Origin of the sequence: Erythrobacter longus (assembly GCF_000715015.1) — a bacterium.
In the GTDB taxonomy this organism is placed as follows: domain Bacteria; phylum Pseudomonadota; class Alphaproteobacteria; order Sphingomonadales; family Sphingomonadaceae; genus Erythrobacter; species Erythrobacter longus.
In genome coordinates this window covers 505,484-519,977 of the sequence record NZ_JMIW01000003.1, presented here as the reverse complement: position 1 = coordinate 519,977, position 14,494 = coordinate 505,484, and the positions used below count along the sequence as shown (strand labels likewise).

The 14,494-nt window shown below is 55.5% G+C and carries 15 protein-coding genes; 10 read left to right on the top strand and 5 right to left on the bottom strand.

Annotated features, from left to right (window positions below; translation table 11 throughout):
- Nucleotides 1–4 precede the first annotated feature (4 nt).
- A complete protein-coding gene (locus tag EH31_RS09595) occupies nucleotides 5–1,075 on the bottom strand; it encodes an efflux RND transporter periplasmic adaptor subunit (protein ID WP_034959929.1) in 1,071 nt (356 codons plus the stop codon).
- A 115-nt stretch (nucleotides 1,076–1,190) separates the two neighbouring features.
- Here EH31_RS09595 and EH31_RS09590 point away from each other — a divergent pair, with 115 nt between their 5' ends.
- The 8 genes from EH31_RS09590 to EH31_RS09550 all read left to right on the top strand — a co-directional run bounded on the left by EH31_RS09590 (nucleotide 1,191) and on the right by EH31_RS09550 (nucleotide 7,948).
- On the top strand, nucleotides 1,191–1,616 hold the full coding sequence (locus tag EH31_RS09590) for a potassium channel family protein (protein ID WP_034959928.1): 426 nt from the start codon (nucleotides 1,191–1,193) through the stop codon (nucleotides 1,614–1,616).
- Entirely contained in the window at nucleotides 1,613–3,118 is a 1,506-nt protein-coding gene (locus EH31_RS09585) for a DUF4403 family protein (RefSeq protein WP_034959927.1), read from the top strand. Before EH31_RS09590 ends, EH31_RS09585 begins: the two co-directional genes overlap by 4 nt.
- A gap of 2 nt (nucleotides 3,119–3,120) precedes the next feature.
- Nucleotides 3,121–3,729 (top strand): DUF4136 domain-containing protein, encoded by a 609-nt coding sequence (locus EH31_RS09580; protein WP_034959926.1) that lies wholly within the window; start codon nucleotides 3,121–3,123, stop codon nucleotides 3,727–3,729.
- Between the two features lie 198 nt (nucleotides 3,730–3,927).
- The gene (locus EH31_RS09570; protein ID WP_152553525.1) at nucleotides 3,928–4,386 is read left to right on the top strand and encodes a hypothetical protein; all 459 of its coding nucleotides are present in this window, start codon (nucleotides 3,928–3,930) and stop codon (nucleotides 4,384–4,386) included.
- A gap of 497 nt (nucleotides 4,387–4,883) precedes the next feature.
- Nucleotides 4,884–5,735 (top strand): DUF3644 domain-containing protein, encoded by an 852-nt coding sequence (locus EH31_RS09565; RefSeq protein WP_034959920.1) that lies wholly within the window; start codon nucleotides 4,884–4,886, stop codon nucleotides 5,733–5,735.
- A gap of 15 nt (nucleotides 5,736–5,750) precedes the next feature.
- Nucleotides 5,751–7,118, top strand: coding sequence for a hypothetical protein (locus EH31_RS09560; protein ID WP_199797012.1), 1,368 nt, complete (start codon nucleotides 5,751–5,753; stop codon nucleotides 7,116–7,118).
- A 9-nt stretch (nucleotides 7,119–7,127) separates the two neighbouring features.
- Nucleotides 7,128–7,511, top strand: coding sequence for a hypothetical protein (locus tag EH31_RS09555; protein WP_034959919.1), 384 nt, complete (start codon nucleotides 7,128–7,130; stop codon nucleotides 7,509–7,511).
- Nucleotides 7,508–7,948, top strand: a complete 441-nt coding sequence (locus tag EH31_RS09550) for a hypothetical protein (protein WP_051699114.1) — start codon at nucleotides 7,508–7,510, stop codon at nucleotides 7,946–7,948. Before EH31_RS09555 ends, EH31_RS09550 begins: the two co-directional genes overlap by 4 nt.
- A gap of 169 nt (nucleotides 7,949–8,117) precedes the next feature.
- On the opposite strand, the gene EH31_RS09545 is transcribed toward EH31_RS09550, so the two are convergent.
- Both EH31_RS09545 and EH31_RS09540 read right to left on the bottom strand, forming a co-directional pair.
- Entirely contained in the window at nucleotides 8,118–8,978 is an 861-nt protein-coding gene (locus tag EH31_RS09545; RefSeq protein WP_034959918.1) for a hypothetical protein, read from the bottom strand.
- A complete protein-coding gene (locus EH31_RS09540; protein ID WP_241765885.1) occupies nucleotides 8,975–10,111 on the bottom strand; it encodes a DNA cytosine methyltransferase in 1,137 nt (378 codons plus the stop codon). Before EH31_RS09540 ends, EH31_RS09545 begins: the two co-directional genes overlap by 4 nt.
- A 120-nt stretch (nucleotides 10,112–10,231) precedes the next feature.
- Between EH31_RS09540 and EH31_RS09535 the strand changes: the two genes are divergently transcribed.
- Nucleotides 10,232–11,170: a hypothetical protein gene (locus tag EH31_RS09535; RefSeq protein ID WP_034959915.1), complete on the top strand. Its 939-nt coding sequence runs from the start codon at nucleotides 10,232–10,234 to the stop codon at nucleotides 11,168–11,170.
- 75 nt (nucleotides 11,171–11,245) lie between these two features.
- Here the strand turns inward: EH31_RS09535 and EH31_RS09530 are convergent, their stop codons facing one another.
- Both EH31_RS09530 and EH31_RS09525 read right to left on the bottom strand, forming a co-directional pair.
- Entirely contained in the window at nucleotides 11,246–12,460 is a 1,215-nt protein-coding gene (locus tag EH31_RS09530) for a site-specific integrase (RefSeq protein WP_051699112.1), read from the bottom strand.
- Nucleotides 12,457–13,629, bottom strand: a complete 1,173-nt coding sequence (locus EH31_RS09525) for a tyrosine-type recombinase/integrase (protein ID WP_034959914.1) — start codon at nucleotides 13,627–13,629, stop codon at nucleotides 12,457–12,459. Before EH31_RS09525 ends, EH31_RS09530 begins: the two co-directional genes overlap by 4 nt.
- A gap of 621 nt (nucleotides 13,630–14,250) precedes the next feature.
- On the opposite strand from EH31_RS09525, the gene EH31_RS09520 reads away from it, so the two are divergent.
- Nucleotides 14,251–14,469, top strand: a complete 219-nt coding sequence (locus EH31_RS09520; protein WP_034959913.1) for a hypothetical protein — start codon at nucleotides 14,251–14,253, stop codon at nucleotides 14,467–14,469.
- The last annotated feature ends 25 nt before the right edge of the window (nucleotides 14,470–14,494 follow it).

Genomic DNA, 14,494 nt, shown 5'->3' with positions numbered 1-14,494 from the left:
GACCTCAGCTGTCGTAGGGACGAATTTTCATCCCATCATGAAGGTAGGCAGCTCCGGCACCAACGATTGTTTCGCCGGTCTTAAGCCCATCGGTAATGGCGATTTCTTCGCCCACGCTTTTGGCAACGGTGACGGCTCGTTTCGAAACGGTCATGGTCTTGCGATCAACGATCCAGACATACCGCTTCTTGCCGTCTGACTGGATTGCACCAACGGGCACTGTAATGCCATCTCCAGCAAGCTCATCGTCAAGCAGTTCGCGCCCGACATAAACGGTCGCGGTCATGCCGGGCAGGACCGTGACGCCGGGAGGCGGACTGAAGGCAAACTTCACGCGAAAGGTTTGGGACTGCGTATCCGCCTGCGTTCGAGCGGAAAGAAAGCGCCCTGGGATCTGCACATCAGGCGCGGAAGAAAGAACGACATATTCGTTGGTCGGCTCGCGCCCCGCAAAGCGAGCAACGAGGCTGGCGGGCACGCTCACAACCGCTTCAGCTGCGCCTTGCGACTGCAGCGTAACGATCTCTTGCTGCGGGCTGATATTTTCAAACCGCGTGGCCAGCTTTGCTGCAACGATCCCACTGAACGGAGCGCGCAGAATTGTGTCGGCCAGATCTTTCTTAGCGCTGTCTAGCGTGGCGGCGGCAACATCGCGCTGCGCCTCTCGCTGTTGGACTGTAATCGCCGCGATGGCGTTTTGCTCAAGCAGAGCCGCCGCGCTCTCATACTCGCTCTTGGCGTTGTCGAACTGTGCCTGAGCCGAGGAAACAGCGTTCGCGTATCGACGCTGATCCAATCGTCCGAGCACTTGCCCCTTGCGCACCGGCTGACCTTCGGAAATCGGGAAGCTTTCCAGCAGGCCTCCAACTTGAAACGTTAGCGTTGAGGAACTGCGCGCCTCGATGATTGCCGGAAAGCTGACATCCAGCCGCTTATTCGCTGCTTCAACGGTGAACAGCTTGGCCGGGCGAATAATCTCTGGCTCTTCAATGTCGGATGCGCCGCATCCTGACAAAACAACGCACAATGCAACAACAAAGCTGCGCCAAGTTGTGCTTGGCCGTATCCCATTCATTCGCTGACGATCCCCATCAACACATCTAAGCGCTGTTATCTAACACCGTTCATGCATATGAGTCAAACCCATATCAGGAAGTCACTTCCGGACGTGTCCTAGAGGTCTACGACAAATGTTTGCTCAGCTAGTCTTGGGTTCGGCGCTGGTCTGCCTAACCATCTTTATAACCGTTGGCTTTATCGCCATCGCCAGCGCTACGCTGACCAGAAACGGGCAGTGGCTAATCTCCGGTAATCCCTTCGTGCGGCTTATGGTCTCGCTTTCCGGGATTGTCCTATGGCTGCTCGCGGCCTTGTCGATCTCGGTGTGGGTTTGGGCGGGCGCGTTCCTTGTGCTCGGTCAATTCGAGACGCTTGAAGAAGCTGTCTATTTCTCGGTAGTGTCCTTCACCACACTCGGGTTCGGCGATGTCGTGATCGGCAAAGACTGGCGGCTGCTGTCGGGCATTATCGCGGCGAACGGCTTGATACTTTTTAGCCTCGTAACGGCGTATCTGATCGAATTCATCGTGCGTTTGAGAGGCGCACGGGCCGAATGATCCGAAAGGCGCTTTTCGGCGTTGCGACTGTCGCGGTCTTGCTTGCCGGAGCGGCGATATATTTCATATGGTTCTATGTCCGCATCCAAGACTATTCGATCCCCCCAAGGGTTGAGACGCCGCCAGACTATGAGACCCATCCATCGGTCGTGGTGACCAGCGTCAGAGTACCGATTGACCAGGTTCGGCGCGGCTTGGAGCAGGACACTCCCAGAACACTGTTCAAAATCAACCAGCGGGTCGAAGAATGCGTGCCGCGCGAGACAGTCCGGATATTTAAGCAGAATCTGTTCCGCACCCCCAAGATCAGTTGCAACCTTGTCGGAGAGGTTCGGCGCGGCACAATATCGCTCGGCGGTAGCGGGCGGACGCTTAGCGCGAGCTTCCCAGTGAATGCTGAGATCGAAATTCGCGACATCGGCGACATCATCAAACGCGAGACGGCAAGCGCCACGGCGATCATGACGATGCGCGCGACACTGGGTGTGAACGCGGATTGGCGGCTGCGCCCGGATGTCCGAATATCCTACCAATGGTTTGAAGAGCCGAGCGTCATCGTGGCAGGGCAGCGCATTAAGCTGACCAAGTTTGCCGATCCTGAACTAAGGAAAATCCTCGCTTCCGTAGAACGCAGTCTCGAAGCGCAAATCAGGAAAGTCGACCTTCGATCACAGGTCAACAGCGCTTGGCGCAGCGGGTTCGACACAATTTCGCTGAACCGTGAGAACCCACCCGTCTGGCTGCGCGTCCTCCCCAGAGAGGCCGGCACAAGCGGCGTGCGTATTGCTGCAAACAGCATATCGACCGATCTGATGCTAAGGGCCGATCTGGAGGTATTTGTTGGCGAGGAACCCGCTCAACCTGACGCTACACCTTTGAGCGCCAATGTCGGGGTCAGTGGTGGGCGCGGCTTTGACGTCACAATCCCGGTGCTCGCCGATTATGCGCAAGTTGAGCCAGTTATCCTACGTGCGCTGCGCAGGCTGGCTGATCGAGGCATCGCGAAGGAGGAATTGGGCACGCTCAATGTCACCTTTGAGACCGTCACTCTGTACGCCACCGAAAATGGGCGCATCGCCGTGGGTGTGGAGGCTGAAGTGGAGCCGGTGGGCAATATCACGGGCCGCATATGGGGTCGATCGCGCGGTGTCGTGTGGCTGACCGGCACGCCTGTAACCGCGCCCAACAGTGAAGTGATCCGCGTCGAAGGGTTGCAAGTGTTTGGCGACATGAACACCGATATCGGCGATCTGCTGGTTCGCGTTCTGGCAAGCGATGAGGTCCGGACCGAGATCGAGCAAGCGCTGGTCGAAGACTTCGCCAAGGATTACGAAGATGTGATCGGCAAGGCGCGTCGTGGAATACGCTCAGTGAGGCTGGGCGACTTCGATCTTTCCTTTGACGTTGCCGACATCAAGCATGGCAAGATAACCGCTACAGGCGCTGGCCTGTTTATGCCTGTCAGTGCGCAAGGCAGTGTTACAACGAAAATTAGGAATTAGCGATGGATGTCAGGTCTCTTTGGATTGCCAGGCGAATTGCCGTGCCGTTTGTTCTCGCAAGCATCTTAACAACGGCCTCTTGCAACAGCAGCAGTCCGATCGACATCGATCAAGATGAGAGCGCTGACTTCTCAGCCTACCAATCGTTTGCATGGTCGGGCGATGATCCGGTGGCGGTCACGGGCCAGCTTCCGATACCAAGTGAGACGCTGCAGGAGATCAAGTCGTCTATCCGGCGAGAGATGCAAGCCAAGGGATACTCGTACGAGAGAGAGGTTGCTGACGCCGATCTGGCACTGACGTTCTCGGTTGGCGCAGGTGCGACAATTGAACAGCGGATCGTAACTGGCTTTCTCGCTGAAAATTCACAGCAATGGGAATGGGGAAGGCAATACTTCGAATATGGTGAGGTTGGGCGATCTGGACCCAGAGTTGCCTACCGCGCCGAGACCACCGGAGAACTGGCGGTGATCGCTTTCGACATCTATGAACGCAGACCGGTGTGGCGAGCGGCAGGACAGCGGGTCTTGGGTCGTGACGATCTTTCAGGTGAGCGAGACACAATCGCAGAAGATGTCAGAAGGTTAATGGAAGGATTCCCTTCACGCTAAAGCCCGGCGATGGGAATGCGTTTTCAGATCAACGCGGCCGCAATGTGCTTCGCGATCAGCCTTGCAGCTTCCTTGGTGTGCGTTCTCCAGCGTGAAAGAGCTTTTTTAGTTTCTGGCTCTGGGCCATGATCGCATAGCGTCCGTTGGTCTGACTGTTTTAAAGGCATCAGCTCACGCAGCGATGGATCAATAAGGGGAATGAGCATTATGAATTCGGCCAAGTTTGAAAGACTTGTGGGCCTTGGCCTCGTTGCGAGCCTTTCGGCGTGCAGCACCTATAATGCAGGGCCCGCGCCGGATACCTCCAGCCAAATCGTTGCAGACGCTTGCCCAGTGATGGAAGGGAGCAATTTCAAAGCCTGGCTGAACATGATGCCCGGCAACGGCGAACCCAAACTCAACGTGCGTGGGCAAGTGGTATTCCCATCCGCAGGATACACCCATGAACTAAAGCTCGGCATTCTCGACCGGCGCCAGCCACCAACCCAACGCCTGATAATAGAAGTAACCGCACCAAGCGCCCCCTCTGCGCAAGTCTTGACGACACAGGAGGTGTCCGGCCAATTCCCAGCTCTAGCGTCTAAATACCAGGCGATTACCATCGTTTGCGGGACAAAAGTTCTCGCTGAGATCACCGAAATCGACAAGATTTCGTAACGCCCCTTACTCTGCGGGAACTGCAGCGCCGCGTTTAGTCGACTTTTATTCAGGCTTCAGCCAAATGCCCTGAGGCCAAATTCCTAGGAGTGCAATCACGCTCGTCGGGCTGCTACTTACGGTCGATTTAACATTGCAGGCAAGCGGTCATAATTGGGTCGTCAGCGGAGTGTCCGCTTTCGCGACCATGCTGTCATAAACCGGACAGTCGCTTAACGGCCCAGCTCCTGCCGGTCCGCAAAACTCTTCATTGTCGGTCGTTCCAGAAACTTCCAACTCTTCCTACAGGCAGTCCTTCGCATCAAGATGATGGAAATCCTTCTTCAGGTGGGTGGGGCGCGGCAAGTCCAATCGTTGCCGTGCCCCCTTGATTTGGGAGACGTAGCGAGGATTATGGCCCTTCGCGCTCCGTTGGGGAGCAGCCTGTCGCTTTCCCGTTGTGGTTATCCCGATAAGGCAATCTTCCCCAATTCGCTGGGCGTCGATAAGACAGCGTGATGAGCGACGTGCGCACCCTAGATATACGCCTTCTTGATGAAGCATTTGAAATGCAGTCGGGCTATGTTCTTGACTTCTCAGACCGAACTATGGGCAACTTCTTTCTGGAAGAGCTCAATTTGGACATTGATGACCCGAAATGGGAGCGCGAAGGTACGTCAAAGGCCAAGAGGTTGCGCTGTTTCTTGCGAACCGTGGACAATGCCACCGCCGCTCGAACGATTCGATCACTTTGGGAGTATCGACAGGCCTTCGGCAAGCGCGACGCGGCGGACGATGGTGACTTTGAGGGCCGCGTCCTCGATCTTGTAGGTAAGCTGAGCGGCACACGCGCGGCCGACAGCGCTCCATCACCCGAACCCGCACGCAATTCGGCACGCGTAGCAGAGCTGCGCCGTGACCTGATTGCCGTTTCGGGGTTGGCACCGCAGGCGCGCGGCTATGCCTTTGAAAAATTTCTCCGCGGGGCATTCAATCTCTACGGGATGATGGCGAAGAACAGCTTTCGCCTACGCGGGGAAGAGATCGACGGAAGTTTCGTCCTCGACCACGAAACCTATCTCTTCGAGGCGAAGTGGCGCTTCGAGATGACAGGAGTGGACGACCTGCTGATCTTTGATGGCAAACTGGGCAGTCGTGCTGCTTGGGCGCGCGGCTTGTTTGTTAGCTACACGGGCTTTTCTGAAGGTGGGCTCCATGCATTCGGGCGCGGGCGCCGCACCATATGCATGAATGGTCAGGACTTTGATGAGGCGCTATCTCGTGAGCTACCCCTTGATCACGTTATCCGTGAGAAGGTCAGAAGAGCAGTAGAAACCGGTGCGCCATTTACGCCCGTTCGCGATCTATAGAGGGGGGCTGAAGAGATGCTAATCCGCCCTCGACTTACGGACTATCACGGGGTCACGCTGGCGCAGGGAGACGCCGACTTTGCGATCCCATTCTTCGACGAGGATATCCCGCTCTACGTAGATCCGTTTCTCATGTGGCGCTCGCCTTCGCAGCAGGACATTGCCCTGCATGGGGCCCTGCTTAACGCTTTCAACCACTTGGGCCAGCTCGCTTTGAATGGCGGCGAGGACGAGGCTATCAAAGCGCTGGTTGCCGCCTCTGAGTGCGATGAGGTGGGGCTTGGCTCATCCCGAACGCGCCGAGGGAAGCGCATTGGGCAGGCGAAGGCGCAAGAGATACTGGCCATCTTCCGTCGCATCCCCCGGTATGCGACCCACGGCCTTTCACACATTGAAGAGCTGCAATTTTTCGTGGAGGGCATTTCTAAGGATCGAATCAGCGACTTCGCTTGCAGCTTTCTCAAGTCATTTCTGATCGACTTCACAATAGACCAGTGCAATCGGCTGGGCATCCCGCTGGAGCCCATGACAGTTGCCAACGTTTGGGACCCACGCTCGCGCTCGTTCATCGACGTGGCGACAACCTTGCCAATCGATCCGACAGATAACCGGCCCCTTCTTCTAGTGCCCAAGCGGTGGCTCCGCTTCGTGCCGTGGATAAGCTATGAGGAATACTTCGAGAAGCACTGTCCACAAGATGAGATTTCGCATGAGCCGGAGAACCTGACGCGCGTCGAGGTGCTGCATTATAATCGTGACAATTACGGTGTCGTCGCTGCCTATATCGAATCGAAGGAACGGGCATTTCAGGATGCAGCCAACGACCCATTATTTTCTCAGATCCCGGTGCGGTCAGCGCGTGGCAAGCTCGCGCAGATCAAAAAGCTCGCCACTGGTAAAACGGACGGTGCGGATACCAAGTATGAGAATGCTGTTGGGCAACTTCTCCCGTCACTTCTGTATCCCAATTTGGATTTCGCCCAGGTGCAAGCCCGCACGGACAGCGGCGTTAGCATTCGAGACCTGATTTTCTACAACACACAGCGCGACCCGTTCTTGAAGCAGATATATGCGGACTACGGTTCTCGGCAGGTCACGTTCGAAATGAAGAACGTAGCCACGATTGAGCGCACCCATGTGGACCAGGTAAACAGATATATGGCGGAAGAGCTTGGACGTTTCGGCGTCTTTGTTACGCGCCACCCTCTAAAAGCCGCGATGTTTAAGCGAACGATCGACCTGTGGTCCGGACAGAGAAAGGTGATCGTGACGCTAACGGATGCCGATCTTGAGCAAATGGTAGAGGTCTTCGACAGCAAGCAGCGCGACCCGCTTGACGTGATAGCAAAGAAATATGCAGAATTCAGGCGAGCGTGCCCATGAGGAGTCCGCATGAAAAGTAAAAGCGACGTCGAAGCTTTGGAGAAGCTGATTGGTCAGCTGCAGGGTCTTCATTCCGAGATAAGTCTACTGGCTAAAAAGGCACCCAGCGACGCGGTAAACGCCTTCAAGTTGCGACTAATCAACAATGTCATAGCAGCGGCAAATGATGTGCTGGGCCCCAATTATCTTCCATTCGGAGACTTCGAGGCGTTTAATGCGGACGATGTGCCATCTACCAGCGATGTCGCACTCGTGCTGGCACAGTACATGGAAGAGGCTGAGCGATATCGGTCTGACAATGTGAAGTATTGGAAGGGAAGATGGGTCTACGTTGTCAATGGTGACTCCAGCGACATACCATCCGGTGCGCCAACCAAGGTCGGGAAAAAATGACCGACTTCGAACACGTGACCACAGACGCTGTCGTGAAGACCTACGACTCAGCCATTGGAGTCTTTTCGGCATTGCTGCGTGAGGTGCGGGAACTCTCAAAGAAGAAGCCCGACGCGACACTTAGCGCTAGCAAAGTCAAACTTATTAACGCTGTGATAAACGACTTACTTACCTTTCTGATCAGCGAACCTGAGGGCAAATACCTACACTCATTGGAAGACGATACGCTGCCCCAAGTCAGCGATGCGCTCATGATGATGGTTCAATTCGATGCCGCGTTACGAGGTTTCAAAGAGCGATACTTTCAGTATACTAGTGGGCTTGGCTACTCTCGAGCCAATCATTACTGGATCACGAACGAGCAACTAGCCAAGTGGGACGAAGAAGACGCGGCTTTAGAGGCAGAAGACGATGATGAGGGCGAGGACAATAGCTAGGGAGCAGGTCACCGTTATCCTAGAGCCAGAGAATTATTCCACTTGGCTGGAGGACCGACTTCCGAGGCTTTCAGCTTATGCAAGGCATATAGGGAGACAAATCGTCTTGATCGCACAGATGAGCCATAGGTGAAGAGATAGTGGCACGTTTCGAGTACCCGCGCATCGGCTAAGCTCGACGTATTGGCGTTGCTTTAGATTGCTTTCGGACAACTCCATCGCGTTTGATCGTGGTTGTGCGAACCACGTCGACGCCATCCATCCCTGCTTCGAAAGTGACCGAGTTCAGCTCTGAAGCGTTGCCGCCGAAGCACTCGTGCATCGCGTTCAGGAAGCCCACCTCCCCGATTGGTCTTACTGGAGGTTTCGGGTTATTCCGAGGACTTGGGATAGTGGCCGGAAACAGATAAATGCACGGCGGCGGCAAGCGATAAGGCCCAACCTCGTTTATTCGCTCAGGCGCGTGGTCAACCTTTGGACACACGCGAGCAGCGGTTCCACAAAGCCAGTCCCACACGATCAACCCATCAACCTGCTTTTTCTCGGCAATTACATCGGCCGAAAACCGGACGTGAATGCCTGACCAGACATTGTGGCGTGGATCGGCACCTTTGTTCTGGCAAACGCTCCAGACGATAAATTCGTTAGCGTGTGGCGGGCGCGCTGAGATATTCGTGTTGTTGCCGTCGAGGCAACCCTTCAGCTCGATGGCTGCGATCTTGTCGTCCTTGAGCGTCACAGAATAATCGTGGCGATTGGCATTGCCTGCCTCGATCCAGTTCTTGATGTAGCCCGCATCTTCCATGTGATTGAGGATGTGGGCGACAAACAGCTTCTTCTCGGCCATCGAGGCGGAAATCTGGCCTCTGACGCGCTGAATTGATCCTTCGAAAATTCCGCTGTCGTAGAAGTCTCTCTCGCTCAAACCGAAGGTGTTGAGTTCGTGGGAGCGCGTTTTGAGGGTTTCAGAGAATTCTTCGATTTGCCGCTTGAGAGCTGGGTCTTTGCGGCACGGTATCGGATCACTCATACCTCGATAGCTTTCTCTTTTGCTGTTGCGTGAGTGATGATTGGTTCAAAGATATGTTTCGCTAGGTGCCTTACGACAGGCACCGCCACTCCGTCCCCGGTCAAATGATATGCTTCGTTGTATCCATCGGGCAATTTATAGCTGTCGGGCAGGCCCATAAGCCGCGCAGTCTCCCTCGATGATATCAGTCGCGACCGGATGCTCCCGCCTTCAACCACTAAAATCAATTGCCGCGATGACCCACCAGCAGGGGTCCTGAGACATCCAGCGATATTGTCGAACCGAACTTCAGCGCGCTGCACCTTAATGCCATGATGAAAGCGTGTCCTTTTATAAACACCGCCCACCATGCGAACCCCGGCAAGCTTTGCTGTCTCGACCTTTGCGAGGTTTACATCGCTCATCATCGATAGAAGGTCACGGGTTTCGCGCGCAGTGTGCCATTTTACGCTTTTCGGATTCTCTTCAATCAGATCACGGAAATCCTGTTTCCTAGCGCCAGGCGTCGGCATACTCCACCACAGCCAACTGTCTTTCAGAACTTGTGGCAGAGTCTCGTAAGCCCTCTTAATGGCAGGCGTATGCCAAGGGGTTTGAGGCTCGCTTACGGTGCCTCTGGCGACCAGGTCCTGGCGCACACCAATAACAAAGAGGCGCGGGCGAGATTGGGGCACAAAAAGGGATGCATCAACGACAATGGCACCAAACCCGTAGCCTAAGCCATGCAGTGCATCGCAGATTGCTACGAAGTCTTTGCCCTTATGGGAGGTCAGAGTGCCAACGACATTCTCAACCGCAATAACTTTGGGCGCGCGTCCATTGCGTGCCAGTTCATCTAAGATTTCGATGAACGGCCAAAACGTACCAGACCGATCGCCTTTGAGGCCTGCCCCTCCCCCTGCCAGGGACAAATCTTGGCAGGGAAAAGACCCCCACACCAGGTTGGCTGTCTCTGGCAGTTCAAGTGGGTCGATGTTCCGAATATCGTCAACGACGATATCGCGATCACCCCAGTTGCGGGCGTAGGTAGCACCCTTCTTCTTATCGAAGTCGTTCGCAAACAGGCACTCCCATTTGGGACCGAGGCCAGCCCTCGCCATTCCGCCGCCTGCGAAGAATTCATAAAAGCTCAAACTGGATGATTGTTTTGCCATGATGCGACTAACGCTACATATAGAACAAGCACAGAACAAGGGTGGAGTGCGGTCGGTGCCACTTCGCGCCCTTCAAAATAGTCAATCGATAGGCGAGCAATGCGACCAAGTTTCAGAAACCGCGTTCAATTTCTCAATCAAAACATCCTTGAAGCGGATGATCCAGCGCTCGCCGAACCGCCACCGATTCAGAACATAATCTACCGGACAGACGAGGAAGAGAAGAAGTGGATAGAGAAGTCCACCGAGATGATAGGTGATTTCAGGTCCGTCTTTCGAAGCGTATATATGCGCTGGGCGATCACAATAAATTCTCTTTTCCTCGCTCGTGATCGCTACAACGCACATGCTGACCTCGGCTTGAGAGTAGATACGGTTAGAGCAAGCGCGACTGGTCCAGAGCGTGTGGAGCTAGCGCTCTGGCATGGGAAGCAGGCAGCCGAGAATTACGATGCTTGCATTCCTTTGATGGGAGGCTACGGGGTTCAAGACCTTTACGGCGCTTTAGAAGAAGTGGTGTTCGAGCTATACGAGGTATATCTAAACGCCCATCCTGAAGAGCTGACGAGGGGCGATGATTTCAAGTTTCTCCGAAAGCTCCATCGCGATAGGGAGGTGAGTGCCGAAGCTGAGGCCGCTTTCCAGGACGCGTGGGCTAACCGCTTGGAGGGATGGCGACGAAAGCGTGCGTATGATGGGCTGCACACTGTGTTCGTCGCGTTTTGGAGAAAAGCCGGTCTCAAAAGGCCAAGTTGGCACGAGAAGACTGATATTGAGAGCTGGTCAAAGGCGATCGAGACAATCGGTCTCATTCGTCATCATGTGACGCACGGAGAAGAACTTGTGTCGGAGAAGTTGGGCGAGCTTTGCGCTGAACAGCCCCAGCTCGGGTTGGATCTGAAGGCTGGTGAGCAGCTCGTCATCTACACAGAGCATCTAATGTTCGTCGAGGCGATCTTCGATCAGTTGCTCACGATGATTAACATCAGCTTGTTGGAAAAAGGGCACGGTAAGCCTCTACCAAAGCCGGAACCTTGAACGGCCCTGAGCTACGAGCGGCGGATTTTAGGCTAAGTGACAGCGGCGGCGTTCGACCCAAAAGCGGAATGACCGCTAAGAGCATAATCGATTCAGCGACATTATCTTTTCCACTGCCGCGCCGACAGCTTCCGCTGCCTTGAAGATGTGTCCATCATCTAAATGCGCGTAGCGCGATGTCGATTGAATCTGACGGTGTCCGAGTAACTTGCCGATCATCGGCAGCGCTTCCTTGTTCATTGCTGCGTGACTGGCGAAGGTGTGCCTCAGATCATGCAGGCGTACTCCGGACAGCCCAGCCTGAGCCTGCATCGATCGCCAATAAGCGTCAAAGGCCCTGATCGGCTTTTGTGCGCCCGGATTCCAAAAAACCCATTCTATACCTCTGTGACGCGGCAGATCCTGAAGGAGCGCCTGCGCTTCGGCTCCAAGCCAGACCGTTCGGGGGCCGGTCTTAGCTTGGCGCAGCTTGATGCGCCGCCCTTTGATGTCACCCCAATGCAGGCCCAAGATTTCCCCGCGCCTACAGCCAGTCAAGAGCAGCAAGGTCGTCGCCGATGCGGTCAGCCGTTGCATGACATCCTCTGATTGCCGCCACTCGGCCAAAACACAGCCAAGTCGATTCAGCTCTTTGATGCTCAGGTAGCGCTCAAACTTTTTGCGCTTGTTCCTGCGCACCGCGCGGCAAGGATTGGTGTGGTCAAGACGGTAGCCCCAGTCCTCCGCCTTGTTGAGCATGAGGTTTAGTATACCGAGAACCATATTGGCGGCACCGGGCGGCGCTTCGTCGTTGAGCCGCGCGAACCATTCGGTGACATGACCCTCATCGATTTCATCGATCCCCAGCCCGGGGAAACAGCCGTCGAGATAAAGGCGACGATAGTAAGTATTGACCGACAGGGTCTTGGCCGCCCAGCGGCCCGACCACTTTTCCCAGAACTCATCGAGGAAATCCTGGAACAGCGGCGCGCCTTTGACGCGCTGTTTGGTCGAAGCCGGATCGTCGCCCACGCGAGCATGGGCCAAAACCAACCGCGCCACTTTCGCCGCCTGAGCTACGGACAGAACAGCGGCGGACCCGATCGTCACAGTGCGGTTTCTCCCACCCATCCGCGCCTGAACGATATAGACCGACCTCCCATTGGGATAATGTCGCAAGCCAAACCCCGGCTCGATTCCAAGCCACTCGGTCGCACGCTGGTGCCCTTTGGGGCGACGCCGCTGTGCGGAGTCGAATCCAATCTCGGCGAGTGCGTCATCCACGACTTCGTTCAGAGTGCGCGCGTTCATCGGCTCACTCCAATCGCTTGCGCCAGAAATCCCGAGACGCGCTGCGCCGCATCGGCGATGTGATCGTCTGCGAGATGCGCATAGCGCGCGGTCGTTTCCGGGAGCACGTGCCCGAGCAGACTTCCAATCGTTGCCATCGGCACATTCTGTGAAATCGCAACCGAGGCAAAGCTGTGACGCAGGTCATGAATGCGGACATCGGGCAAGGCGCATTGCCTGCGAAACGTCGCCCACCAGCGTTGGATAGTGATTGGCTTGGTTAGCGATGGGTTCGGAAACACGAACGGGCAGCCCTTGGTGCGCTTGACGCCCTTCAAGACCGCAATCGCCTGACTGTTGAGATAGATCGCTTTAGGTCCGGTCTTGCTGTCGGGCAGCATCAGGTGTGGTGGCTTGACCCAGTCCCACTGAAGATCACGGATTTCGGAAATTCGCGCACCGGTAAACAGCAGAAGCCGGATGATCGCCACTTGCGCAGGGAACTCCGCTTCCGCTTCGACCAGCTCGCGTCCCAACCGCTGAAACTCTTTCGGCGTCAGATAGCGCTCAAGCAGTCGGGTCTTGTAGCGCGGAATACCCCGACACGGATTAGACCCTGTCGGAGTGATCTTGAGCGCTTCGGCGTACTGGAACAGCGATGACAGAACCGGTACGGAACGATTGAACTTGCACGCGTCCGCTCCGGCGCATCCGTCGCGCCAGCGAACGATATCCTCACGCGTTACCAACACTACGCGGCATGGCCCGAACTCGGGCATCAGCATGTTTGTCCAGGCATGCCAATTGCGCCCCACCGTCGATGGCTTCCACCCGCGTGCAATGTCGCGCCAATAGGTCTCAACAAATTCGGAGAAGGTCGGCGATTTAGCGGATTTGCGCTGACGCGGAAGACCGTCGAGCACTGCTTCAACAAGCACCTTCTTGGCCTGCTTGCGCGCCGTCACGGCATCGATCTCGCTGACACTGCCGAGCATGATCCGACGACTTCTCCCGCGGCGTCTTGGTCGCACAAACCAGAAGGCTTTTCCGTTGGACCTTACGCGTATACCGAAGCCGGGAAGCTTGGTATCGTGGATCGCATACTCACTTCCGCTAGGAGGCAGTTTGCGGCGCACGAAATTTCCGTTGAGATGCGCTCTGAGTGTCTTGCGTTTCGCTTGTTGAACCATGTTGCCACGCCCTTGTGATAGGGTGCTGTCCAACCGCTCGAAGGTGAGCGATTTTCGGGACAGGCATGGCAAACACGAGGCCTAAAACCGAAAGTGGGGACACGATGATTCGTCTGGATGAAATCACGTTATTTCAATGTTTTAGATCTCAAATTTACGGAGAATCCGTGTTCGGTGTGCATACTCAGGGACTTGGCGTCTTCGTTTTTGGTTTAGACTGTGAGGGGATTCGCGAGTTGAGGTGGAACTCATACAGAGAGTGACGGCCGTAGGCCGCAGGCAACGCTGCTGACCTTGTAGAAGGAAGTGCAATTCCCCTTCCCTTCCCCAAGCGATCGTCACCCGAATGGGCCGAGACCCCTAACGAGCTTGAGCGAGGCAGGAGGCTCGGCGGAGCTTGGTGAGGAGCGCGAAGCCGCGACAAGCCTAGCGCAGTAGAGCGTGGTCCTGAACGAGACGTATGGCTCGTTCAGGATGTGGCCAACTCACCAGTTATGACCACAAAGGAGCCAAAAAACACCAGCATCCAATCAGACCAAAGTTGCATCAAATCCAGTCTGGAAATCGGGGCGCGGATGCTTGCGGCTTCACGCCCCGATTGGATCGATTCAGGAGACGCAAATGGTAACGAAAGTTGAGCGTGAAAGGGCTGCCTTGGTGAAGGCCGAAGCAGCGGTTACCGAGAAGAAAAAGCTGATCGCAAAACTGGAAGCCGAAGAGCTCGAAAAAAACCTCGACAAGGCGATCAAGAAAGTTGGCCCGGCCAACGCGCTTGCGATCTTGGAAGCCGCAGGAAGGGTCAAACTAGAGACCGCAATCAAAAGGCTTCAAGGCACTTGAACTTCGTTTGCTCAAGCAGGCCATC

Bases quoted from the DNA above. Each gene is read 5' to 3' on its own strand.
- EH31_RS09595 (WP_034959929.1), bottom strand. From the start codon at position 1,075: ATGAATGGGATACGGCCAAGCACAACTTGGCGCAGCTTTGTTGTTGCA.
- EH31_RS09590 (WP_034959928.1), top strand. From the start codon at position 1,191: ATGTTTGCTCAGCTAGTCTTGGGTTCGGCGCTGGTCTGCCTAACCATC.
- EH31_RS09585 (WP_034959927.1), top strand. From the start codon at position 1,613: ATGATCCGAAAGGCGCTTTTCGGCGTTGCGACTGTCGCGGTCTTGCTT.
- EH31_RS09580 (WP_034959926.1), top strand. From the start codon at position 3,121: ATGGATGTCAGGTCTCTTTGGATTGCCAGGCGAATTGCCGTGCCGTTT.
- EH31_RS09570 (WP_152553525.1), top strand. From the start codon at position 3,928: ATGAGCATTATGAATTCGGCCAAGTTTGAAAGACTTGTGGGCCTTGGC.
- EH31_RS09565 (WP_034959920.1), top strand. From the start codon at position 4,884: ATGAGCGACGTGCGCACCCTAGATATACGCCTTCTTGATGAAGCATTT.
- EH31_RS09560 (WP_199797012.1), top strand. From the start codon at position 5,751: ATGCTAATCCGCCCTCGACTTACGGACTATCACGGGGTCACGCTGGCG.
- EH31_RS09555 (WP_034959919.1), top strand. From the start codon at position 7,128: ATGAAAAGTAAAAGCGACGTCGAAGCTTTGGAGAAGCTGATTGGTCAG.
- EH31_RS09550 (WP_051699114.1), top strand. From the start codon at position 7,508: ATGACCGACTTCGAACACGTGACCACAGACGCTGTCGTGAAGACCTAC.
- EH31_RS09545 (WP_034959918.1), bottom strand. From the start codon at position 8,978: ATGAGTGATCCGATACCGTGCCGCAAAGACCCAGCTCTCAAGCGGCAA.
- EH31_RS09535 (WP_034959915.1), top strand. From the start codon at position 10,232: ATGCGACCAAGTTTCAGAAACCGCGTTCAATTTCTCAATCAAAACATC.
- EH31_RS09530 (WP_051699112.1), bottom strand. From the start codon at position 12,460: ATGAACGCGCGCACTCTGAACGAAGTCGTGGATGACGCACTCGCCGAG.
- EH31_RS09525 (WP_034959914.1), bottom strand. From the start codon at position 13,629: ATGGTTCAACAAGCGAAACGCAAGACACTCAGAGCGCATCTCAACGGA.
- EH31_RS09520 (WP_034959913.1), top strand. From the start codon at position 14,251: ATGGTAACGAAAGTTGAGCGTGAAAGGGCTGCCTTGGTGAAGGCCGAA.